Consider the following 23,208-nt stretch of genomic DNA (forward strand, 5'->3'; position numbering starts at 1 on the left):
ATTAATAGCGAATAATGAATAACGATATAAAGACATTCCGTTATTAACTGTTAGCTATTAATTATTAACTAAAAAATCACGTATACAATTTCTTCCTGTATGCTTCTAATGCTTGCAGCATTTGACAGGCAGCCCGTTCTGACGCTCCTGCCTCCCCTAAGATTTGTATCAGATTACCATAATCTTCCAACATCTGTTTACGCTTCTTTCCGCCGGGCAATATCAAAGCAAGTTCACGTTTTACGGCACTGGCACTCATATCTCCTGCAACCAGTTCGGTCACAACCTCTTTTCCAGCAATCAGATTGACCAATGAAACAAAAGGCACTTTCAATACCAACCGGCGCAAAAGAGACACCAGTTTACCTACAGCCGTATAATAACAAACGACCTGAGGAACACGAAAAAGGGCAGTTTCAAGCGTTGCCGTACCGGATGTGACTAAGGCTGCGGTAGCATGCGACAAAAGCTGATAAGTCTCACCAAAAACAATTTCGGTATCTGCATCAATATATTGCCGATAAAACTCCGGTTCAATTCCTGGAGCACCTGCCACAACAAACTGATAATCCGGAAAATTCTGTGCCGCCTGAATCATCAACTTCAAATTATCTTTTATTTCCTGTTTCCGGCTTCCGGCAAGCAAAGCCACTATCGGCTTCTTGCCCCACTGGTGTGCAGACACATATTCATCAAAACTTTCACTGAACCCTTCCTGGAAAGCGGCTACAGCATCCACGCATGGATTACCCACGTAATGAATCGGATAGTTGTATTTCTGATAAAATTCTACCTCAAAAGGCAAAATGGAGAACATCGCATCCACATCATGCTTGATATTTTTAATGCGATATTCTTTCCATGCCCAAATCTTCGGAGATATATAATAGAATATAGGGATTTGCGTATGAAGCTTGATGTATCGGGCTATCTTCAGATTGAACCCCGGATAATCAACTAAAATCAATACATCCGGATTCCAAGCTTCTATGTCATTCTTACAATAATCCATATTGCGGAGAATAGTCCGTAAATGTAAAAGCACCGGCACAAAACCCATGTATGCCAAACTTTTATAATGCCTTACGCATACACCTCCCGCCTCCGTCATCAAATCACCGCCAAAGAAACGGAACTCCGCTTCCGGGTCTTCCCGACGCAAGGCACGCATCAAATTGGATGCATGCAAATCGCCCGACGCTTCTCCTACAATCAGATAATACTTCATACCTTACACATTACACATTAAAATTCCATGTTTTCAGTTCACGCATCACCGTATACGCCGTTACATCAATCTGAGTAGGCGTAATTGCCACATAATTATGCGCCAAAGCCCAGTGATCGGTATCTTCCGCCTTCGGTTCCAAATTAAGGTATTCGCCTGTAAGCCAATAATAATTCCCACCCCTCGGATGGTCTGCCTTCACAAACTCATTTGTCCACACGCCATGCGTCTGGCGGCATATCAACACCCCTTCCAAATCGGGCGTATCGGGGAAATTGACGTTCAGGCAAATCCCTTCGGGCAAGCCTTTCTCTAACGTTTCCTCCACGATGCGGCGCACGTAGGGCAAGACGGGCGAGAAATCGGCGTCAGCCTGATGATTGCACAACGAAAAGCCAATAGACGGAATGCCTTTCAAACATCCTTCAATCACCACACCCATCGTTCCGGAATAATGCACATTCACCGATGAATTATCACCATGATTAATTCCCCCAATCACTAAATCCGGCTTATCAGGTACAATGGCATGCAAAGCCAGTTTCACACAATCTACCGGTGTGCCCGAACATTTATAGACCGACAATCCGTTTTCTTGTTGAAGCAAAGCACAACGCACCGGATTGGCAGAGGTTATCGCCCCGGCAGAACCCGAACGAGGTCCGTCGGGAGCTACTACAATCAAGTCGCCCACCGGACGCAAGGCACGTATCAGTTCATGTATTCCCTTCGCGTTCACGCCGTCATCGTTCGACAGAAGCAAAAGAGGTCTTTTTCTTGTCATATCTACTCCTTTTTATATATAGATTTCCATATATCAGTGGCGCAAAGTTACAACAATTTGCCTAATCGCCAAGGATATAATGCTTCTAAAGTAGGATGTATTTCTTATTCCGGACAACTTCATTCTACGTTCCACGGGCTGGAATGTATATTCCACGGGCTGGAACGTATATTCCACGGGCTGGAACGTACATTCCGCGGGCTGGAACGTAAAACATAGCTTGCCTTTCCGGTAAACAAAACCGCATCATCCGTTAATTTTACACAAGCAGACATTAAACTTCATGTACCGTATGCCAGAATTACACAAAAATCGCTATCTTTGCCCAGCGAAGTTATTAACAATAGAAGCGAGTTATCAACAGTTTTGCAAAATGTAGCATTTTTGCGATACGCCGTATCGCCAATTATTTGTTACTTCGCAATCAGAATAAACTGATTAATATGGGAAAAATTATTGCAATAGCCAACCAAAAAGGAGGAGTAGGCAAAACTACTACCACCATTAATTTGGCTGCATCATTGGCTACACTCGAAAAGAAAGTATTGGTAATCGACGCTGACCCGCAAGCAAACGCTTCATCGGGACTGGGAGTTGACCTGAAGGAAATCGACTGCTCTATCTACGAATGCCTGATTAACCAAAACGACATACGGGAAGCCATTTACACGACCGATATTGACGGACTGGACATCATTCCTTCTCACATCGACCTTGTAGGGGCAGAAATCGAAATGCTGAACTTGGACAACCGCGAGAAGATAATGAAAAACGCTTTGGCGCCCATGGTGAACGAATACGACTACATCTTGATAGACTGTTCGCCCTCGTTGGGACTTATCACCATCAATGCCCTGACCGCCGCCAACTCGGTAATTATCCCCGTGCAATGTGAATACTTTGCATTGGAAGGCATCAGCAAATTGCTGAATACCATACGGATTATCAAAACCAAGCTGAACCCTTCACTGGAAATAGAAGGATTCTTGCTGACCATGTTTGACTCTCGCCTGCGTTTGGCAAACCAAATATACGACGAAGTGAAACGCCATTTTCAGGAACTGGTATTCAAAACCATTATCCAACGGAATGTGAAATTAAGCGAAGCTCCAAGCCATGGAATCCCAGCCATCTTGTATGACGCAGATTCGACCGGAGCGAAAAACCATTTGGCACTTGCCAATGAAATTATCAACAAGAACAAATAAAAAAGATTCGTAATTAGGCTAATTAGATATGGCGGTACAAAAGAAATATGCATTAGGAAGAGGGCTTGATGCCTTGATTTCAACAAACGAAGAAATCAAGACATCCGGTTCGTCTTCTATCAACGAGATAGAACTAAGCAAAATATCGGTGAATCCCAATCAACCTCGCCGCGAATTCGACCCCATCGCCTTGCAGGAGTTAGCCGATTCTATTGCCGAAATCGGCATCATCCAGCCCATCACCCTACGCCAGTTGAGTGAAGATTCTTATCAAATTATCGCGGGCGAACGGCGTTACCGCGCTTCTATACAAGCGGGATTAAAAACCATCCCAGCTTATATCCGCACGGCTGACGATGAGAATGTTATGGAAATGGCATTGATAGAAAACATCCAGCGCGAAGACTTGAATTCGCTGGAGATTGCACTTGCCTACCAACATTTGATTGAACAATACGGATTGACCCAAGAACGGTTGAGCGACCGGGTAGGGAAAAAACGCGCTACCATAGCCAATTACCTGCGCCTGCTGAAACTTCCGGCACAGATACAAGTGGCATTGAAGAACAAGGAAATCGACATGGGACACGCACGTGCCTTATTGGCATTGGATGACCCGAAGACGCAAATCCGCATTTTCAATGAAATCATCTCGCAAGGTTATTCGGTACGGAAAGTAGAGGAAATCGTAAAAGCACTTTCTGTAGGCGAAAGTATCGAGTCGGGCGGAAAAAAGATTGTTCCGAAAGGTTCAAAGCTATCCGAAGAATATACCTTATTGCAAAATCATCTGTGCTCTTTCTTCGGAACCAAAGTGCAGCTTTCGTGCAGCAACAAGGGAAAAGGAAAAATCAGCATACCTTTTAATAGTGAAGCTGATTTAGAACGGATTATGGAGATTTTAGATTCGCTGCAACCTAAAGTATAAAAACAGATTGTATTTTGAAAAAGAAACCATTGACATACCTGTTGCCTCTTGTGCTCTTATGCTGCTTCCTGTTCGGGGAAAGTGCAGACGTACATGCACAACGTGCCCGCAAGCATCGTGAAGGATTGCTAAAAGCCGATTCAATACGGGCACAACACGTCGCAGACAGTTTAGCGTTATTAGACACATTAGGCATACCCAAACGGATTACTGATTTGGAAAACCCGGTAGACACAGCACTGCTTGCCAGACAAAACGACTCTATCCAGCAACAAATGCCTGAGATAGAACTAAAAAAGAAAAAATGGATACCCAATTCCAACAGTGCTATTTGGCTTTCGTTAGCTATTCCCGGAGCCGGACAAATCTATAACCATAAATATTGGAAATTGCCTATCATCTATGGAGGATTCGTGGGATGTATCTATGCCCTGACATGGAACGGACAGATGTATAAAGACTATTCGCAAGCCTATCAGGACATTATGAGCGATAATCCAGCCAACGACAGCTACATGGACTTCCTGCCTTTGGGGTATACACAAGCAGATGTCATGAACCAGCTCAGCTATTTCCAAGACTTGTTCAGACGAAGAAAAGACCTTTACCGCCGGCAACGGGACTTAAGTATATTCGCATTCATTGGCGTATATCTGCTTTCAGTAATTGATGCGTATGTAGATGCCGAGTTATCTAACTTCGACATCTCCGATGATTTAAGTATGGAATGGCAACCAGCTATATTTAACGATGCACGTTGCGGACTGCCCCAAGGCATCGGCGTGCAATGTAACATTAAATTTTAAAGACCATGAAAAAACTCTTTATTGGAATACTAAGCTTTTTAGGATTTTCTTCCCTCTATGCTCAACAAACGGAAGAAAGCATTACTATCCGTTCTGCATCCGGAGCGGAAGAAGTCATTGACTTGCCTGCTGGCATGATTTCAGAAACAGATAGTTTATACCTGGACTGGATTTCGAAGAACTATATTAATATAGGAGAAAATTGCGACCCTACCGCTGCTAATCCTGAAGTAAGCGATTCTATTTATATGGACCGGCTGCAACGTATTCCAGCTATCATTGAAATGCCTTACAATGAAGTAGTACGCAAATTTATCGACATGTATGCGACCCGTTTGCGCCAAAAAGTGGCATTCATGTTGAGCGCCAACAACTTCTATATGCCAATATTTGAAGAAGCCCTTGATTTATACGACCTTCCATTAGAATTAAAATACCTTCCCATTATCGAATCAGCACTAAATCCCATGGCTGCATCACGCCAAGGGGCTGTAGGATTGTGGCAATTCATGCTCAACACAGGAAAAATCTACGGTCTCAAAGTCACCAGTCTGGTAGATGAACGCCGCGACCCTATCAAGTCTACACGGGCTGCCGCCAGATACCTCAAAGATTTATATGATATCTATCACGATTGGAATTTGGTACTTGCCGCCTATAATTGCGGTCCTGGAACAATCAACAAAGCCATCCGTCGTGCCGACGGTGAAAAAGATTTTTGGGCACTCTACAATTATCTGCCGAAAGAAACACGCGGCTATGTTCCTGCGTTTATAGCAGCTAATTACATTATGACCTATTATTGCGAACACAATATCAGCCCATTGGAAATGAAAATGCCGGAAGGAACTGATACCATTCATATTTCACGCCCTTTGCATCTACAACAAATCTCATCGGTTTGTAATATCAGCATGGACAAGCTGCGTGCCTTGAATCCCGAATTCAAGAAAGACATCATTCCTGGAAATGAGCAACCATACGCACTTCGCCTGCCTAGCAAAATGATGAGCTATTTCATTGACCATGAAGACAGTATCTATAATTACAAACAAGATACCTATCTTACGCGCCGAAACACTGTAGACATCCCCGAACCCAAAGCCGTCTATCACCGCATCCGCAATGGAGAGACTTTGGGAGGCATCGCACAACGATATGGAGTCAGCGTGACACAGTTACGGAGGTTGAACGGCATCCGCGGAAGCAACATCCGGGCAGGAAAATCCATACGTATTCGATAAGTCATGAAGAAAAATAATCCATTCTTCTTGCGAAATTTCTGATTTTTCCTAATTTTGCAATATTGATTAAAGACGGATACCATGACGGACGAAAAATTAACACAAGAGCAAGCCGATGAAAAGCTGATAAACGACGCTTTTCAAGAATTGTTGGACCGATACTTAGAGAGTAAGCATCGCAAAAAAGTTGAAATCATCACCAAAGCGTTCAACTTTGCCCGACAAGCCCATAAAGGCGTAAGACGCCGTTCCGGTGAGCCATACATCTTGCATCCGATAGCTGTGGCACGGATTGCATGTGTGGAAATCGGATTAGGCTCTACCTCTATTTGCTCGGCATTATTACATGATGTCGTAGAAGATACGGACTATACTGTAGAAGACATTGAAAACTTATTCGGACCTAAAATCGCACAGATTGTCGACGGACTGACTAAAATATCCGGAGGCATCTTTGGTGACCGTGCATCGGCACAAGCAGAGAACTTCAAAAAACTGCTATTGACGATGAACGATGATATCCGGGTGATTTTAATCAAGATAGCCGACCGCTTGCATAATATGCGTACCCTTGGTTCCATGCTTCCAAGCAAACAATATAAGATAGCAGGGGAAACGCTTTATATCTATGCGCCTTTGGCAAACCGGTTAGGATTGAACCGCATCAAAACCGAATTGGAAGATTTGAGTTTCAAATACGAACATCCGGAAACTTATAAAGAAATCCAAAGCAAGCTGCAAGCCACTCAGGCTGAACGCGAAAGTGTATTTGCAGAATTTACCGCCCCTATCCGCGAACAGCTGGATAAAATGGGAATCCCTTACCGCATCATTGCGCGTATCAAATCGCCCTATTCCATTTGGAATAAGATGCAAGCCAAACACATCACGTTCGAGGAAATCTATGATATTCTGGCAGTCCGTATCATCTTCAGCCCCCGCAATGAAGAAGAAGAACTTAACGATTGTTTCAATATTTACGTTGCAATCTCCCGCATCTATAAACCGCACCCCGACCGTTTGCGCGATTGGGTAAGCCATCCGAAAGCCAATGGTTATCAGGCTCTGCATGTCACACTTATGAGCAATAAGGGACAATGGATTGAAGTGCAAATCCGTAGCGAACGCATGAACGATGTTGCCGAACAGGGTTTTGCCGCCCATTGGAAATACAAAGCCGGAGGAGGAAGCGAGGACGAAGGTGAGCTGAGCAAATGGCTGAAAACTATCAAAGAAATCCTCGACGACCCGCAACCGGATGCATTGGATTTCTTAGATACCATTAAACTGAATCTGTTTGCTTCCGAAATATTCGTATTTACACCCAAAGGCGAAATCAAGACCATGCCTCAAAACTGTACTGCACTTGATTTTGCGTTCTCTATCCATACGTTCTTGGGAAGCCATTGTATTGGAGCTAAAGTCAACCACAAACTGGTTCCACTAAGCCACAAGCTGCAAAGCGGCGACCAAGTGGAAATCCTGACCTCCAAGTCACAAAAAGTCCAGCCTTCATGGATTAATTATGCCACAACAGCTAAGGCTAAAGCAAAAATCCAAGCCATCTTAAAACGGGAAAACAAAGAACAGCAACAAAAGGGAGAAGAAATTCTTGTACAATTCTTCCAAGAGTTAGGATTGCCTTCAAGCGATGAAAACATCCGGAAACTATGCGAGAAACGCCAAGTAAAGACCTACGATGAACTGACACTTCGTTTGGGACAAGGAGCCATCACGCTGGACGAAACCGACAAAAACGAACTGAAAGAGAAACCGACTCCTACCAACTGGAAAAAATACATCAGCTTTGCCTTTGGCGGAAACAAGCAAAAACAGCAGGAGAATAAAAACACGTCACAACAGAAGCTGAATATTGACAAGAAAGAAGTGCTCAAGCTGACCCCTGACGCTATTCAGAAAAACTACATCCTTGCAGATTGTTGTAAACCGATTCCGGGTGATGATGTATTAGGATACATTGATGATAATAACCGCATCGTCATTCACAAACGCCAGTGTCCGATTGCGTCCCAACTCAAGACCAGTTTCGGGAACCGTTTGATAGCCGTCCAATGGCAAACAGGAAAAGCCTTGGTATTCCCGGTAAATATCTATCTGAAAGGATTAGACGAAATCGGTGTGTTGAATAAACTCACCGAAGTCATCTCGCAACAATTAAACGTAAACATCCATAAATTGATTATCGAATCGGACGAGGGTATTTTCGAATCCCGCATCCAACTTTATGTACATGATGTAGATGACGTCAATACCATCTGCAACAACTTAAAGAAAATCGAGAACATCAAGAAAGTGACCCGTATCGAAAGTTTCGATGATCCGGCAGAATGATAAAACCATTTATGTCAAATAATCCAATTCCTTACGCATACTGACTAACTCGTCTCTGATTTGTTTCAATCGGTTGACGAGTTCAGTCGTATTGCGTACACCTTCCTTATTTTGTTTCAGCAATTGCTTTGCCCCAGCCAGTGTCATTCCTTTTTCTTTTACAAGATAATACACCTGCCGGATATTTTCTATATCCTCTTTCGTGTATTGGCGGATTTTCCCTCCTGCCCGTTTAGGGGAAATATCCGAAAATTCCTTTTCCCAATAACGTATCAACGATTCGTTTACTCCGAACATTTCCGCCACTTCCTTAATTGAATAATACAATTTCAGTTGTTTATTCTGCTTCAAAGCCATTTGCCTTCCTCCAAATTAATCAAACACTTTACCATGATTGGCTGCAATTTCTATCATCTTATCATAATCATCCGCATCCAAATCCATGAAATAATAGTTCACCGGATTCATAATCTGTCCCCGCAAATGCACCTCATAATGCAAATGCGGTCCAGTGCTTTTTCCTGTCGTACCCACTTTGCCGATAGTCTCACCTCGCAATACCTTTTGCCCCACCCGCACATCTATTTCATTCAAATGCGCATAACGGGTCACATACCCGAAACCATGGTCGATAATAATGCATTTGCCATACAATCCTTCCCAACCTGCCGTCTTTACCGTACCGTTTCCCGTAGCATATACAGGCGTACCGATATTAGCGGAGAAATCCATACCTGCATGAAACTTCACCGTTTTATAAATAGGGTCAATCCGTGTTCCATATCCCGAAGCGGTCTGTTTCAAGTTTTTATTGGACACAGGCTGGATAGCAGGCACACACTGAATCATTTCATCGTGTTGCTTACACAAATCCACCACCTCATCGAATGATTTCGACTGGACATACAATTGCCTCGTAAGCACATCCAACTTTTGGGTTGTATTCACCACCAGTTTCGCATTCGCCATATCCATTAATTCCTCATACCGGTTTGTATTCCCGTAACTGGCAGTCCGCAAAGCCCCAGCTACAGGGTCTGCCTGCAAGATAACCCGATACAGATTATCATCACGTTGCTGCAATTGCTGCATCACGTCTAAAGCCTCATCCAAGCGGGTAGACAAAATATGATATTGAGCAAGCAAACGGGAATTTTCCACCCGAAGGTCTTTTTCGGAAGGAGAACCGAAAAGCCACAACAACAAAATAAAACACCCGGCTCCCAGCCCCATTCCGACAAACAAATTACGAAGATAACTCATGAAACGCTGACGTATCGTGGGATATATCCGGTCGTATGTACGTGTCTTCGGGTTGTATATATAATAGACTTTACGCATGCAAATTCTTGTTTTTGAAGAAATTTAATAGGCAAAACTTCAAGTTTTACCCAAAACGTATGGGCAAAAATAATAAAACCAATTATCTTTGCAAATCGATTTTGAGAATATTAACGACAAGATAGTAAGACTTATATGTTGACAGCAAATGAAATCCGCGACTCATTCGTAAAATTCTTTGAGTCAAAAGGACATCAGATTGTGCCTTCTGCACCGATGGTCATCAAAGACGACCCTACGCTGATGTTTACCAATGCAGGTATGAACCAGTTCAAAGACATTATTTTAGGTAATCATCCTGCCAAATATAAACGTGTGACCGACTCGCAGAAATGCTTGCGCGTAAGTGGAAAACATAATGACCTGGAAGAAGTAGGCCATGATACCTACCACCACACCATGTTTGAAATGCTAGGAAACTGGTCATTCGGCGATTATTTCAAGAAAGAAGTGATCGGCTGGGCATGGGAATACTTGGTAGATGTATTGAAAATCGACCCCTCTATCCTTTATGCGACCGTATTCGAAGGAAGTGCCGAAGAAGGGCTGGAACGCGATAACGAAGCTGCCGGATACTGGGAACAATACTTGCCCAAAGACCATATCATTAACGGCAACAAGCACGACAACTTTTGGGAAATGGGAGATACAGGACCCTGCGGACCGTGTTCGGAAATCCATATCGACCTGCGTCCGGAGGAAGAAAAAGCCAAAGTGCCCGGACGTGAATTGGTCAATAAGGACAATCCGTTGGTCATTGAAATCTGGAACCTCGTATTCATGCAATACAACCGGAAAGCAGACGGAAGCCTGGAGCCTCTGCCAGCTAAGGTAATTGATACAGGTATGGGATTCGAACGTCTTTGCATGGCACTGCAAGGAAAGAAATCAAATTACGATACTGATGTATTTCAACCCATTATCAAAGTTATCGGCGACCTGACCGGACTGAACTACGGCAACGACCCGAAAGTAGATGTAGCCATGCGTGTAGTGGCAGACCATATCCGTACTATCGCTTTCTCTATCACCGACGGTCAGCTTCCTTCAAACGCCAAGGCAGGTTACGTTATCCGACGTATCTTACGCCGTGCCGTCCGTTATGCCTATACATTCTTAGGGCAGAAGCAAGCCTTCATGTTCAAACTGGTTCCCGTATTGGTAGAAAACATGGGACAAGCTTATCCCGAACTGAAAGCACAGCAACCGCTTATCGAAAAAGTTATTAAAGAAGAAGAAGAAGCTTTCTTGCGCACACTGGAAACCGGTATCCGCCTGCTTGACAAAGTAATGAAAGACACGAAAGCTGCCGGAAAAACTGAAATCAGTGGTGTAGATGCCTTTACATTATATGATACTTTCGGATTCCCGCTCGATTTGACCGAACTGATTCTTCGCGAAAACGGCATGACGGTCAACGAAGAAGAATTCAACGTAGAAATGCAGAAACAGAAACAACGTGCCCGCAATGCCGCAGCCGTAGAAACAGGCGATTGGGTAGTGCTGGAAGAAGGCGAAACGCATTTCGTAGGTTATGACTATACCGAATACGAAACCCGCATTTTGCGCTACCGCCAAATTAAGCAAAAGAACCAAACGCTCTATCAAATCGTATTGAGCGAGACTCCGTTCTATGCAGAAAGCGGTGGTCAGGTAGGTGATACCGGCGTATTGGTCAGCGAATTCGAAACCATTGACATTATTGATACGAAAAAGGAAAACAACCTTCCGATTCACATTGCCAAACAACTTCCCGAACATCTCGATGCTCCGATGATGGCGTGTGTAGACACCGACAAGCGTGCCGCTTGTGCAGCCAACCACTCTTGCACACATTTGCTCGATGAAGCATTGCGTCAGGTATTGGGTACTCATGTAGAGCAAAAAGGCTCGTTGGTCACTCCGGAATCGTTGCGTTTCGACTTCTCGCACTTCCAGAAAGTAACACCCGAACAATTGCGCGAAGTAGAACATTTGGTCAATGCCAAGATTCGTGAGAATGTCCCATTGACCGAATACCGCAATCTCCCGATTGAAAAAGCCAAAGAACTGGGAGCCATCGCCCTCTTCGGCGAAAAGTACGGCGATGAAGTGCGTGTTGTACAGTTCGGTTCATCTATCGAGTTCTGTGGAGGAACCCATGTATCCGCTACAGGCAAAATCGGTATGGTGAAAATTATTTCCGAAAGTTCGGTTGCAGCAGGCGTACGCCGTATTGAAGCCATTACCGGAGCTAAAGTGGAAGAAATGCTGGATGCCGTACAAGATACCATAAACGACTTGAAAGCCTTGTTCAATAATGCTCCCGACCTGAAAGCAGCCATCGCTAAATATATTGATGAAAATGCCGGGCTGAAGAAACAGGTAGAAGAATTCATGAAAGAAAAAGAAGCTACCGTAAAGGCAAAACTCATTGAGAACGCCAAGGAGATACACGGTGTGAAAGTGATTAAATCCGTTCTCCCGATGCCTGCAGATGCCGTAAAAAACATTGCTTTCCAACTAAAAGGACAATTCACTGAAAACCTGTTTATAGTTATCGGAAGCGTGTACGAGGGCAAACCGATGCTTACCGTCATGATGAGCGATGACCAAGTAAAAGCCGGGCTGAATGCCGGACAATTAGTCCGCGAAGCCGCTAAACTGATTCAAGGAGGCGGAGGAGGACAACCTCATTTCGCTACAGCCGGAGGAAAGAATCCCGACGGATTAATTTCCGCTACAGATAAAGTACTGGAACTAGCAGGATTCTAATCCGCTAAATTCTGATTTTAACAGAACACAGAGACACAAAGACACAGAGAAAAAATTCTTAAAAGCCCTGTGCCTCCGTGTCTCTGTGTTCTATTAATATATTTGCTTAAAATTTCAATCCCCCCGCATACTGAACTCACATCCGCAATACTGCTGGTTATAAAAGTCATATTCTTTGATAATCTGAATGCGGCGCTCACTCAAACCGCCCTTACGCCAATTCTTATCCCACCACGTCACATCCGGATAAGGCTCTACGGCATAACGTCCCGCCTCGTTTATTTGCTCCAGACTTTTCCAACGCGAAGAAGCCAGCGTAGTGGTAATTACAGCAAATCCATGTTCATGAGCATAGCGTGCCGTATCCCGTAAACGCAACTTGAAGCATCGCAAGCAACGCCCTCCCCTTTCAGGCTCGCCCTCAAATCCGTGCACCGCACTACGCCACGCCTCATGGTCATAATCAGCATCAATGATGTCCAATCCCAATGCTTGTGCATAACGGGTACATTCTTCTTTCCGGATACGATACTCTTCCAATGGATAAATATTCGGATTACAATAATAAACCGTAGGGCGTACCTCATGCTGCATCAAGCATTCGATAATCGCCGATGAGCAAGGCGCACAACACGTATGAAGCAACACACGGTCAGCATTGCCCGGCACCAACCAATCTTCTTTCTTCTTTTTCATTGTACTTCTTTTTTCACTTAATCACCCCTATCTTGTGGCATCTTGAATGCATACGGGTTCATCGAGCTACGTACCCGTATGTGTTGACTGACGAAGCTGGGTGTGTAGCCCGATGAACCCGTATGCATTTTTGGCAGCATTCAAATGCCATTTTGACAAGAGTTTTCTTCGAAAGCCTTAATTTCCGCGAGTCTAAAGGCAACATCATGCCGAACATCTTGTCAAAGATATCTATCTACAACCTTCGGTTTCTGTTCTTTAGGACTGTTTAAAATAAAAAACAGGATGACACGGGAATTATAGTCCGGCTATTTCATCCAGCGGGAGTCCGGTTATTTTAGCAATGATTTCCAACGGAATCCCTTCGGCTTTCATGCCACGTGCATTCTGAATATTGCTTTGTTTCATCCCTTCTTTCATTCCTTCTTTAATTCCTTCTTTAATTCCTTCTTTAATTCCTTCTTGCATACCTTTCTCCATACCTTCTTGCATGCCTTTCTCTAGACCTTCTTGCATGCCTTCCTTCATGCCTTTCTCCCTGCCTTCTCGCAATGCATCACTTATCAACGTATTTTCTACCCGCACAGCATCCCAAAAATCATCATACCACCAAAGTTGCGCATCACTGAAAGCAGATTCCTCAACTTGCGTTACGGCTTTGCTGATTTCTGGATTATCCAACAATTCTTGAGGAGCTTGACGCGTCTGTTCGTTTATTTCTGTCAGATACCGAAGCCAAAGCACAGCCATCTTCTTACCCTTGAAATCCTTGGGAGTGAATTTAGGAAGCTCTACGAAAATAAAGCGCAACCCTTCGATTACTTTATCCGTATGCTCCACCTGCACGATTTTGTAGTCGTGATAAGCATCGGGAATATCCGGAAGGAAAATATCATTCACCAAATTGAGCGAATAAACAGGTTGGAGTAGTTCGTATTTACTTTCCCTACCACCTAGTTGACGTACATACGCTTTCGAGGCATTAAACAACACACGCTGCATAAATGCGGATGACCAAAGCATCTGCATCTCTACCAAAAATTGTCTGCCCTGCTTGTCTTTGCACCTCACATCTACGATGCTGTTCTTTTTTAACGGTGTTTCCGGAACCAATTCCGGAGTCAGATATTCAATTTCCTGAATTTCTTCTTCAGGTGTCTCAAAAGGCAGCAATGCGTTAAGCAGGCTAATCACAAGATCGGGGTGTTCGCCGAATACTTTCTTGAAAGTCAGGTCGGCTTTAGGATCCAAGTATCTCATAATCGTTAGTTAAATAAGATTCCATACAAAGTTAAACAAATTTCGCCAGTTAGCCAAGTTCATGGGAAAAATGTTTTTCCTTCATACACCTTTGTTTTATGCATTCAGTTAACCAAACGCAGAGAGGCAAGAATCCGTTCAAATAGGCTCTGGATAGATTCATAAGCGAATTATGAAAGATTTATGCATGCTATTTGCACGATTAAAGAATTGTTTTAACTTATGATTTTACTACATTTGCACTCGTAATTAACTTTAAAATAAAAAGCATGAAGAAACATTTCTTAAATCTGGCACTATGGGCACTCATTCCTATGAGCCTATGTGTGACGGGATGTAGTGATGATGACACTTATCCTGATGTAGACGGACAAACGCCTGTTGCTGAAATGAACACTTTGCATATTCAAACAGCCGCAGGACGTACATTTACCATTGAAGGCACATTGACAGATGCGGACGGTATTGCTACTATCCAATTGCAATGTGCAGACTTGTATCTGAACAAAACTATTGATTTAATTGAAATCTATGGTGAGCCTAAAACAGAGTATGACTTGAGTTATAACTTCGACATGCCTGCCACAGAAATCGGTGACCTTTATATTGTAAAGGTTACTATTACCGATGTAGGCGGGCGTTCTGTATCACAAGACATCAAAGTTACATTAGACGGCGATTTTGAAAATCCTGTATTCGTTTCAGGTGCTCCCGATGAAGGTAGCATTGTACCTGTAATTTTGCGCGAAGGGGAAACTCCTACTCTAGACTTGAATTTCTCGTTAAGCGATGACCGCGGTCTGGATTATTTGGAACTTACTATCGAAGGCATAGAAGGTTTCCCAAAACGTATTGACTTAGGAATGAAAACTACGGGAGAACATACAGAAAGCGTATCTTTCCCCGCTGAAATCCATGACTACGCATATACTGTAGCTTTAGCCGATACTATCGGTAATATAGTAACACGCAACGCTACTATCCGCGTAACTGATGTGATGGATTACGATAAAATGTATATAGCCGATGTAGCTACCGAAGCCGAACTAAACAGTGACGTATTCGGTGTACCGATGTGCATTAACCATACAGGAGAATACCAATATCAGGCTATTTACTACAACGCTGAAGCAGGTACAGAAGTTTACTTCATCCCTACTCCGACCAGCTTCTCCGTACGTTACGGTATCAATTCGGAAGACAATACTGCATTGACTAACGACCCGAACTTAGTGCAACCATTGGTATTAGACCAAGCAAACGTTTACTATACTATTAATATCAACATTTGGGATTTAACTTACGAAATCGAAGGAACTTATTCTGTAGAAGAAGCTCAAGACCCGTGGGGTACAGACATGACGTATGGTGAAGAATGCTTCGACTTGTGGGGTGATGGCACAACATTCATTCCGTTCACATTCGGCTTAACTTCGGATAATCCGACAGGAGTGAAATCATTTATTCAAGATGAAACTAATCCGCACTTATTCTACAGTGAACCTATGGAGCTAGCTTCTGGAGAACAAATGAACTTTATCATCCACAACTACCATACAGATCAATGGTGGAATGCCGTAAGATGGTGTAGTATCAGTGAAACAGACCTTGATGTATTCAGTTATTATACTCAAAGTGCATCGAAGAATCCTGCTTACACAGGACCTACTACCGGACAAGATGTATGGTCGAAGCCGACTGTAACAACAGGCGGAACCTATCGTTTCTACTTCGATTCACACTTAGGACGAGCTAAATTAGTAAGAGAATAATTAACCAAACAATTTCTAATATGAGAAAACAACTATTGATTGCATGTCTGTTGCTGCTATCCGTATGCGGTTTTGCACAACAGATTACGGTGAAAGGTATTGTGACCTCAGCAGCAGACCAATTGGGACTGATTGGAGCCACGGTACAGATTAAAGGTACGACTACAGGTACCATTACAGGATTGGACGGTGACTATATGTTAAACAATGTTCCATCGGACGCTGTATTGGTATTCTCCTCTATTGGTTACGAAACCCAAGAAATACCGGTTAACGGAAAAACTACCATTAACCTGGTAATGAAAGAAGCAACTGAATTATTGGATGAAGTCGTAGTCATTGGTTACGGTGCTGTAAAGAAAAGCGACTTGACCAGTTCTATTTCTACTGTAAAAGGCGAAGAAATCACCGAGACCGTTACAGGTAACGCCATGGATGCCTTACAAGGTAAAGTAAACGGTGTACAGGTAGCCAGCGGTGGTGGACCGGGTACAACTCCGAAAGTATTGATTCGTGGTGTAACCACCGTTAATGGTTCCGACCCGCTCTACGTAGTAGATGGTATGCCGATTAGCGGAAATATCAATTTCTTGAACAGCAACGATATTGAATCGATGCAAGTATTGAAAGATGCTTCTGCAGCCGCTATTTACGGTACACGTGGTTCTAACGGTGTCATCTTGATTACTACTAAGAAAGGAAAATCCGGACAAACCCGTGTAAACTTTACAGCGTCTGTCGGTTTTCAAACTATTTCTAAACCGAAAGTAGCAGATGCTGCTGAATATAAAGAAGTATTCTTGCAAGCCAATGCTAATATTGACCGAGACCCAATGTGGAATGATACAGGTGCAACAACCAATCCGGGCGGAACAGACTGGTGGGATACCGTAGTCAACAAGACTGCCTTAACACAAAATTACGCCCTCAGCATATCAGGCGGTAACGATAAGTTAGTCTATAACTTGAGTTTGGGATACTATCGTACCAACTCTCAATTTGATGTCGGCTACTGGGACAAACTAAATGCCCGTTTAAATACCGAATATACCTTTAATAAATATGTAAAGGTAGGATTCGATGTTGCCCCGCGTGTAGAATCATGGGATGACACTTCGGTACAGTTTTCGTCTGCTATGTCAATGGACCCGACAACGCCCGTATTCCGTCCCGAATCGGAATGGGAAGACAATGAGTTCAACAACTACGAACGTTCGTACAACAACCAAACTTGGAATCCTGCAGGTTCGATTGCACGACAAAATGCACATTCACGCGAAATGGGTGCAATCTTGAATACCTATTTGCAAATTAACCCGATAGAAAAGCTGTCGCTGCGTACACAGTTTGGTGCCAACGCACATTTTCGCCGTTCAGACACTTTCACCCCGCAATTCTTCATAAATGCATTGGAGCAACAGACATTAAGCCGTGCTGAACGCGACATGACAGAATGGCTGGACTGGAACTGGACAAATACAGCTACATATATTGATACATTTGCAGAAAAACACAACCTGAATGTTATGGCAGGTTTCACGGCTGAACGTTTTGCTGAATATACTTCTGTCGCAAGACGCGATGACACTCCAAGTAATATGGACGTAATGCAAGAAGTACATGCCGGTACTGAAGCGACTGCATGGGCAGACGGAAATACAAAATATAACACATTGGTCTCTTTCTTGGGACGTGTGATGTATAACTACGACAACCGTTACTACATCTCTGCATCAATCCGTGCCGATGGTTCTTCCCGCTTCCCCAAAGGTAATAAATATGCGATTTTCCCCTCTGTATCTGCATCATGGCGTATCACCAGCGAAGAGTTCATGCAAGATCAGGAAATCTTCAGCGATTTGAAACTCCGTGGGGGTTGGGGACGTGTAGGTAATCAAAATATCAATAATGATGCAACCTTAACTCTGTTAGAACAAACATATTACATGTATGGCGAGACTTTAACCAACGGATATTTCATTTCAAGTGTCGGAAACAATAACCTGAAATGGGAAACCGTGGAAGATTGGAACGTAGGCGTAGATATGTCATTGTTGCAATCCCGTTTAGGGGTTACTTTCGAATACTTCCAGAAGAAGTCAATGGATATGTTGTACCAGAAACAAAATATCCACGCTATCGGTTACCCTAGCTGGAACAATACAGTATGGATGAATATTGGCAGCATGAAAGCGACCGGTTGGGAATTAGGCTTGAGTTGGCGCGACCAAATCGGTAAGGACTTCTCGTATGACATTGGTATCAACTTATCAGCAGTACGCAACAAAGCCATCAAGTTCTCAGGCGACGGACCGATTTATACCGGAGGATTTAACAGCGACCAAATTATCAGCAACGTAGACGGTGGATTAATCTCTCGTTTCTATGGATACGTAGCAGACGGTATTTTCCAAAATCAGGAAGAAATCAATGCCCATGCCGATGAACACGGAACACTTATTCAGCCGAATGCAAAACCGGGTGACATCCGTTTTAAAGACTTGAACCATGACGGTATATTAGATGCAAACGATAAAACCTTTATCGGTAATCCCTATCCCGACTTGATGATGGGTATTAACATCGGCTTACGTTACAAAAATATCGATTTTACAGCTAACTTCTACGGAACATTTGGCAATGACATTTTCAACAAGACCAAAGGCATGTATTCCGGAATTAACGGACAGAATGTTTGGGCAGGCACTTTGGAAAAGGCATGGCACGGTGAAGGAACCAGTAATGACATTCCTCGCTTGACATACAACGATGTAAGTCAAAACTACGAACGTGTATCCAGTTTCTATGTAGAAGACGGTTCGTATATGCGTTGCAAACTGATGCAAATCGGTTATACCTTACCGAAAAAATGGGTAGGTGATACAGACTTGCGTATCTCTTTCTCAGCTCAGAATCCATTTACGATTACCGGTTATTCGGGTATGGACCCTGAACGTCCGGCATTGGATGGTAGTGTAATCGAAACAGGTATTGACAATACGGCTTACCCAAGCCCGCGTACCTTCTTGTTCGGTATTGATTTTAAATTTTAATCATTAGACATTATGAAACATTTACTTACTATATTAACCTTAGTTGTTACGCTGTTCTTCACCTCATGTGAAGACTTCTTGACCGAAGAAATACGCGGACAACAAAACTTGGAAACCTACTTCACTGATATAGAAGATTGTGAAGCGTATATCGTCGGATGTTATCAGGACATCACTTGTGGCGGTTGGTGGAACATCAACACCGTTTGGTTACTCTCTGAAATGTGTAGTGATGATGCATGGATGGGGAATACCACCCAAAGTCAAAGCGACTATGTCTCATTAGCGCACTACCAAGGTAGCGGTGCTAGCAACGGTCCTATTGCAAACTTTTGGCAATATCGTTACAAAGCTATCCTTCGCTGTAATACCGCTATCGAATATATCAGTCAAATGGATTTAGTAGATACAGAAAGACAAAGTCAGTTGGTTGCCGAAGCTCGTTTTTTACGTGGATATTTCTACTTTGAATTGGTACGCAACTTTGGCGGCGTACCTTTGATGACTAGTTTCTCGGATCCGGCAGATGTACAGGGAATCACCCGTTCTTCTGCTGAGCAAATCTATGCATTCATCGAAGAAGATTTGTCGGCAGCAGCAGAAATATTGCCAGAACGTAGTGAATCTGAAATTGGACGCGCTACTCGTGGTGCCGCTTTAGGTTTATTAGGAAAAGTGTACCTGTACCAAGAAAAATGGCAAGAAGCTCATGATGTGTTAAAAACCGTTATTGACAGTAAGCAATATAAATTGATGGAAAACTTCGGAGATGTATGGAGCATTGATAAGAACAACAACGAAGAAAGTCTGTTCGAAGTACAATATGCCTACCATGAAACACTTGCTTTAGGCGGTGCATTAACCGTAGTTACTGGAGCACGTAACGGTCCCGGTGACGGATGGAGTTGGTGCCAACCTACAGCAAATTTGGAACAAGCCTATATTGATGCAGGCGATACAGAACGTTTGAAATGGACAATCATCAAGACAGGTTGTACAGAAATCGCTGGTGAAGATAATTTTGATGTGTTCGTACAGAATAGTAAAGAAATGGCTAATTACGACAAATACATCGAACAATACGGTTGGGACGAAAACTGTTACATCATTGACCCGGCACAACATAAGTCAGCACGTATTATCCGTAAATATTTTGTTCCATACAACAAACGACCGGCAGTATACAATATCGACAAAATTCCTTTGGATCACCGCATCTTGCGTTATGCCGATGTTTTGTTGATGTACGCTGAAGCTTGCAATGAATTAGGACAAGATAGTGAAGCACAAAATGCCTTGAATGAAGTCCGTGGACGTGTAGGATTGCCTGATGTAACTTCTACAGGCCACCAGCTTCGTGATGCCATCCGCTTGGAACGCCGCTTGGAACTTGCTTTTGAACAAAACCGTTTGTATGATATCCGCCGCTGGAAAGACGATAGCGGTCAACCAGTTATCGCCAGCATTTTGGGTCCGAACGGAACTTTTGTACAATGGAATATGAATGAAGCTACCCGTGACCGTTACGAGTGGGAAAACCAAGGTGAAAACAGCAATAAAGGTATTACATTTGATGTAAACCGTGACCTTGTATTCCCAATTCCATTGTATGAAATAACTATGTCAAACGGTTCAATCACACAAAATCCTGGATGGAATTGATTTTATAAATATCAATTAGTGTAGGGGCAGACCTCTCCCCTACACTAATTAAAGATATCTATATTCATTTTCAATAGGTAATAAATATTATTTCAAATCATGCATCGGACATAGAAGTATACGGAGAATAAAAAACTTCGTGCTGCTAATTCCGATAAATAAAGTTAAAGTATAAACCTAATTTATACAGAAACTAATCTCTAACATTATATTATATGCCGCGGGTAGTCCTGCCGATTATCCGCGGCATTTTATTTTAATAAAAAAACGTATCATGAAACTCAAACAACTTCTCTTTTCAATCCTCTTATTCAATTTTTCTGCGTGCAGTGATGCCGAAACCACTCTGTCCCAAGAAGAGGAAGGAGGCCAAGACACTCCAACGGCAAGCGTTACGAAAACAGTGACCATTGATGCCGGACAAACCTTTCAAACCATAAAAGGCTTTGCCGCATCCGACTGCTGGGCTCCTGCATTCGTAGGCAAATATTGGACAAACAACCGGAATGAAATTGCCGAACTGCTCTTCTCGTCTGAAATTGCCGACGGACAACCCAAAGGTATCGGACTTTCAATGTGGCGTGTCAATATGGGAGGAGGAAGCATGGAACAAGAAGATGCCAGCGGCATTTCAAATGTTTCACGCCGTGCCGAATCGTACCTGAATGATGACTTGACTTTAGACTGGACCCGTTGCGAAGGACAACGCTATTTCATGGAACAGGCAAAAGAATTAGGTTGCGACCAATTTGTATTGTTCAGCAATACTCCGCCCGTGCAATATACGAAAAACGGCAAGGGATTCTCATCGGAAGGAAATAAATCGAACCTAAAAGAAGACTGTTACGACGACTTTGCCAACTATATGGCAGACGTAGCCTCACATTATCAAAGCGAAGGATACAACATCACGCATATCTCCCCCATCAATGAACCGCAATTCAGTTGGAACGACGGCGGACAGGAAGGAAGTCCATGGACAAACGATGAAGCCGCACACCTGATACGTGAATTGGATAAAGCACTGACGGAGCACAGCCTTTCCACCGACATCTTGCCCGGAGAAGCAGCCGAATGGACCTATCTTTATACAATCAAAGACGACGAGAACCGCAGCAAAGTATTGGAAGCTTTCTACGAACCAAGCTCATCGGCTTACATCGGCGACCTGAGCCACGTAAAGAAATTAATCGGCGGACACAGTTACTGGACCGACAGCACATGGGACGGTATGCGCAACACCCGCCAACGCATGGCACAAGCGGCAGCCCAATACGGACTGGAAGTATGGCAGACCGAATGGAGTATGCTGGGAGACAACTACAGTTCTACTGAATTTGGAAGTTACGACACTGCTACAACCATGGATATCGCCCTCTATATGTCGCGTGTCATTCACAACGACTTGACTGTAGCTGGAGTGACTTCATGGAGTTATTGGACTTCAATGGATATCTCGCAATGGGGACAAAAAGACCGTTTCCTGCTTATCTCATTGGTGCCGAACGGCTGGACCGGTGACGGAGGCGATACGGGATTGTTGCGCAACGGAGGAAGCTACGAAGCCATGCCTACCCTTTGGGTATTGGGCAACTATAGCCGCTTCATCCGTCCGGGTTACCAGCGCATCGCACTCAGCCTGAACGAATCGCTCAACTTCTTCGGCTCGGCATGGATTTCTCCGGAAAAAGACAAAATCGTTGCCGTATATACCAATTATTCGAACAAAGGCATCCGCCTGAGCGAAACCCGTCAAGGCTGGAACGGCGAAATAACCGCTATCAAGACTTACACCACTACGCAAGACAAAGACTTGGTAGAGAAATCATACGCACCGGATAAAGAAGTGGTCTTAGACGCAGAAAGTGTAACGACTGTAGTATATACATTGAAATAAGTTCTTATCTTTGTAAAAGGATGTTTTTATAGCACACAGATGACACGGAAGTACACACCGTCAGTCGAGGATGCATCAAAACAAAATCAGCTTTCATTTTGTCATCCTGAACGCAGTGAAGGATCTCAGGAACAGATGCTGATGCGCATGAGATTCTTCGCTACGAATGACATTACTTTTTGATAGTCTATTTTTATTTTGATACACCTCCAACAGAGTAACA

18 protein-coding genes are annotated in these 23,208 nt (G+C 43.5%); 11 read left to right on the top strand and 7 right to left on the bottom strand.

Annotated features, from left to right (window positions below; all coding sequences use genetic code 11):
- Positions 1-76: 76 nt before the first annotated feature.
- Both lpxB and surE read right to left on the bottom strand, forming a co-directional pair.
- Positions 77-1,228 carry a lipid-A-disaccharide synthase gene (gene lpxB / locus B5F91_RS05605; protein WP_087428110.1) on the bottom strand — a complete coding sequence of 384 codons (1,152 nt, stop codon included), beginning with the start codon at positions 1,226-1,228 and terminating at the stop codon, positions 77-79.
- 10 nt (positions 1,229-1,238) lie between these two features.
- Positions 1,239-2,012, bottom strand: a complete 774-nt coding sequence (gene surE / locus B5F91_RS05610; RefSeq protein WP_087428111.1) for a 5'/3'-nucleotidase SurE — start codon at positions 2,010-2,012, stop codon at positions 1,239-1,241.
- A gap of 36 nt (positions 2,013-2,048) precedes the next feature.
- Between surE and B5F91_RS05615 the strand changes: the two genes are divergently transcribed.
- From B5F91_RS05615 to B5F91_RS05640, 6 genes are all read left to right on the top strand, one after another.
- Positions 2,049-2,231 carry a hypothetical protein gene (locus B5F91_RS05615; protein WP_087428112.1) on the top strand — a complete coding sequence of 61 codons (183 nt, stop codon included), beginning with the start codon at positions 2,049-2,051 and terminating at the stop codon, positions 2,229-2,231.
- A gap of 224 nt (positions 2,232-2,455) precedes the next feature.
- The gene (locus B5F91_RS05620) at positions 2,456-3,220 is read left to right on the top strand and encodes an AAA family ATPase (protein ID WP_087428113.1); all 765 of its coding nucleotides are present in this window, start codon (positions 2,456-2,458) and stop codon (positions 3,218-3,220) included.
- 28 nt (positions 3,221-3,248) lie between these two features.
- Positions 3,249-4,148 (top strand): ParB/RepB/Spo0J family partition protein, encoded by a 900-nt coding sequence (locus tag B5F91_RS05625; protein ID WP_087428114.1) that lies wholly within the window; start codon positions 3,249-3,251, stop codon positions 4,146-4,148.
- A gap of 14 nt (positions 4,149-4,162) precedes the next feature.
- Positions 4,163-4,954: a DUF5683 domain-containing protein gene (locus B5F91_RS05630; protein WP_239416269.1), complete on the top strand. Its 792-nt coding sequence runs from the start codon at positions 4,163-4,165 to the stop codon at positions 4,952-4,954.
- Between the two features lie 5 nt (positions 4,955-4,959).
- Complete coding sequence (locus tag B5F91_RS05635) at positions 4,960-6,198, top strand: lytic transglycosylase domain-containing protein (protein ID WP_087428115.1); 1,239 nt, start codon at positions 4,960-4,962, stop codon at positions 6,196-6,198.
- A gap of 81 nt (positions 6,199-6,279) precedes the next feature.
- Positions 6,280-8,550, top strand: a complete 2,271-nt coding sequence (locus tag B5F91_RS05640) for a RelA/SpoT family protein (RefSeq protein ID WP_087428116.1) — start codon at positions 6,280-6,282, stop codon at positions 8,548-8,550.
- Between the two features lie 9 nt (positions 8,551-8,559).
- Here B5F91_RS05640 and B5F91_RS05645 read toward each other — a convergent pair whose 3' ends face one another.
- Together B5F91_RS05645 and B5F91_RS05650 are read right to left on the bottom strand one after the other, a co-directional pair.
- Entirely contained in the window at positions 8,560-8,907 is a 348-nt protein-coding gene (locus B5F91_RS05645) for a MerR family transcriptional regulator (RefSeq protein WP_087428117.1), read from the bottom strand.
- A 15-nt stretch (positions 8,908-8,922) separates the two neighbouring features.
- A complete protein-coding gene (locus tag B5F91_RS05650) occupies positions 8,923-9,891 on the bottom strand; it encodes a M23 family metallopeptidase (protein WP_087428118.1) in 969 nt (322 codons plus the stop codon).
- Positions 9,892-10,026: 135 nt separating this feature from the next.
- On the opposite strand from B5F91_RS05650, the gene alaS reads away from it, so the two are divergent.
- On the top strand, positions 10,027-12,645 hold the full coding sequence (gene alaS / locus B5F91_RS05655) for an alanine--tRNA ligase (protein WP_087428119.1): 2,619 nt from the start codon (positions 10,027-10,029) through the stop codon (positions 12,643-12,645).
- 114 nt (positions 12,646-12,759) lie between these two features.
- Here alaS and B5F91_RS05660 read toward each other — a convergent pair whose 3' ends face one another.
- The 3 genes from B5F91_RS05660 to B5F91_RS05665 all read right to left on the bottom strand — a co-directional run bounded on the left by B5F91_RS05660 (position 12,760) and on the right by B5F91_RS05665 (position 14,601).
- The gene (locus B5F91_RS05660) at positions 12,760-13,341 is read right to left on the bottom strand and encodes an epoxyqueuosine reductase QueH (protein WP_087428120.1); all 582 of its coding nucleotides are present in this window, start codon (positions 13,339-13,341) and stop codon (positions 12,760-12,762) included.
- A gap of 17 nt (positions 13,342-13,358) precedes the next feature.
- Positions 13,359-13,481 (bottom strand): hypothetical protein, encoded by a 123-nt coding sequence (locus B5F91_RS15510; RefSeq protein WP_255376657.1) that lies wholly within the window; start codon positions 13,479-13,481, stop codon positions 13,359-13,361.
- A 157-nt stretch (positions 13,482-13,638) separates the two neighbouring features.
- On the bottom strand, positions 13,639-14,601 hold the full coding sequence (locus tag B5F91_RS05665) for an Rpn family recombination-promoting nuclease/putative transposase (RefSeq protein ID WP_087428121.1): 963 nt from the start codon (positions 14,599-14,601) through the stop codon (positions 13,639-13,641).
- A gap of 269 nt (positions 14,602-14,870) precedes the next feature.
- Here B5F91_RS05665 and B5F91_RS05670 point away from each other — a divergent pair, with 269 nt between their 5' ends.
- From B5F91_RS05670 to B5F91_RS05685, 4 genes are all read left to right on the top strand, one after another.
- A complete protein-coding gene (locus tag B5F91_RS05670) occupies positions 14,871-16,373 on the top strand; it encodes a hypothetical protein (RefSeq protein WP_087428122.1) in 1,503 nt (500 codons plus the stop codon).
- A 20-nt stretch (positions 16,374-16,393) separates the two neighbouring features.
- Positions 16,394-19,426, top strand: a complete 3,033-nt coding sequence (locus tag B5F91_RS05675) for a TonB-dependent receptor (protein ID WP_087428123.1) — start codon at positions 16,394-16,396, stop codon at positions 19,424-19,426.
- Between the two features lie 12 nt (positions 19,427-19,438).
- Positions 19,439-21,088: a RagB/SusD family nutrient uptake outer membrane protein gene (locus B5F91_RS05680; protein WP_087428124.1), complete on the top strand. Its 1,650-nt coding sequence runs from the start codon at positions 19,439-19,441 to the stop codon at positions 21,086-21,088.
- 274 nt (positions 21,089-21,362) lie between these two features.
- Complete coding sequence (locus B5F91_RS05685; RefSeq protein WP_087428125.1) at positions 21,363-22,985, top strand: glycoside hydrolase; 1,623 nt, start codon at positions 21,363-21,365, stop codon at positions 22,983-22,985.
- Positions 22,986-23,208 lie beyond the last annotated feature (223 nt).

The sequence above is a fragment of the Bacteroides sp. An322 genome, assembly GCF_002161765.1.
In the GTDB taxonomy this organism is placed as follows: Bacteria; Bacteroidota; Bacteroidia; order Bacteroidales; family Bacteroidaceae; genus Phocaeicola; species Phocaeicola merdavium.

Coding starts and splice junctions, on each gene's coding strand:
- lpxB (WP_087428110.1), bottom strand. CDS start 1,228: ATGAAGTATTATCTGATTGTAGGAGAAGCGTCGGGCGATTTGCATGCA.
- surE (WP_087428111.1), bottom strand. CDS start 2,012: ATGACAAGAAAAAGACCTCTTTTGCTTCTGTCGAACGATGACGGCGTG.
- B5F91_RS05620 (WP_087428113.1), top strand. CDS start 2,456: ATGGGAAAAATTATTGCAATAGCCAACCAAAAAGGAGGAGTAGGCAAA.
- B5F91_RS05625 (WP_087428114.1), top strand. CDS start 3,249: ATGGCGGTACAAAAGAAATATGCATTAGGAAGAGGGCTTGATGCCTTG.
- B5F91_RS05635 (WP_087428115.1), top strand. CDS start 4,960: ATGAAAAAACTCTTTATTGGAATACTAAGCTTTTTAGGATTTTCTTCC.
- B5F91_RS05640 (WP_087428116.1), top strand. CDS start 6,280: ATGACGGACGAAAAATTAACACAAGAGCAAGCCGATGAAAAGCTGATA.
- B5F91_RS05645 (WP_087428117.1), bottom strand. CDS start 8,907: ATGGCTTTGAAGCAGAATAAACAACTGAAATTGTATTATTCAATTAAG.
- B5F91_RS05650 (WP_087428118.1), bottom strand. CDS start 9,891: ATGCGTAAAGTCTATTATATATACAACCCGAAGACACGTACATACGAC.
- alaS (WP_087428119.1), top strand. CDS start 10,027: ATGTTGACAGCAAATGAAATCCGCGACTCATTCGTAAAATTCTTTGAG.
- B5F91_RS05660 (WP_087428120.1), bottom strand. CDS start 13,341: ATGAAAAAGAAGAAAGAAGATTGGTTGGTGCCGGGCAATGCTGACCGT.
- B5F91_RS15510 (WP_255376657.1), bottom strand. CDS start 13,481: ATGCTGCCAAAAATGCATACGGGTTCATCGGGCTACACACCCAGCTTC.
- B5F91_RS05665 (WP_087428121.1), bottom strand. CDS start 14,601: ATGAGATACTTGGATCCTAAAGCCGACCTGACTTTCAAGAAAGTATTC.
- B5F91_RS05670 (WP_087428122.1), top strand. CDS start 14,871: ATGAAGAAACATTTCTTAAATCTGGCACTATGGGCACTCATTCCTATG.
- B5F91_RS05675 (WP_087428123.1), top strand. CDS start 16,394: ATGAGAAAACAACTATTGATTGCATGTCTGTTGCTGCTATCCGTATGC.
- B5F91_RS05680 (WP_087428124.1), top strand. CDS start 19,439: ATGAAACATTTACTTACTATATTAACCTTAGTTGTTACGCTGTTCTTC.
- B5F91_RS05685 (WP_087428125.1), top strand. CDS start 21,363: ATGAAACTCAAACAACTTCTCTTTTCAATCCTCTTATTCAATTTTTCT.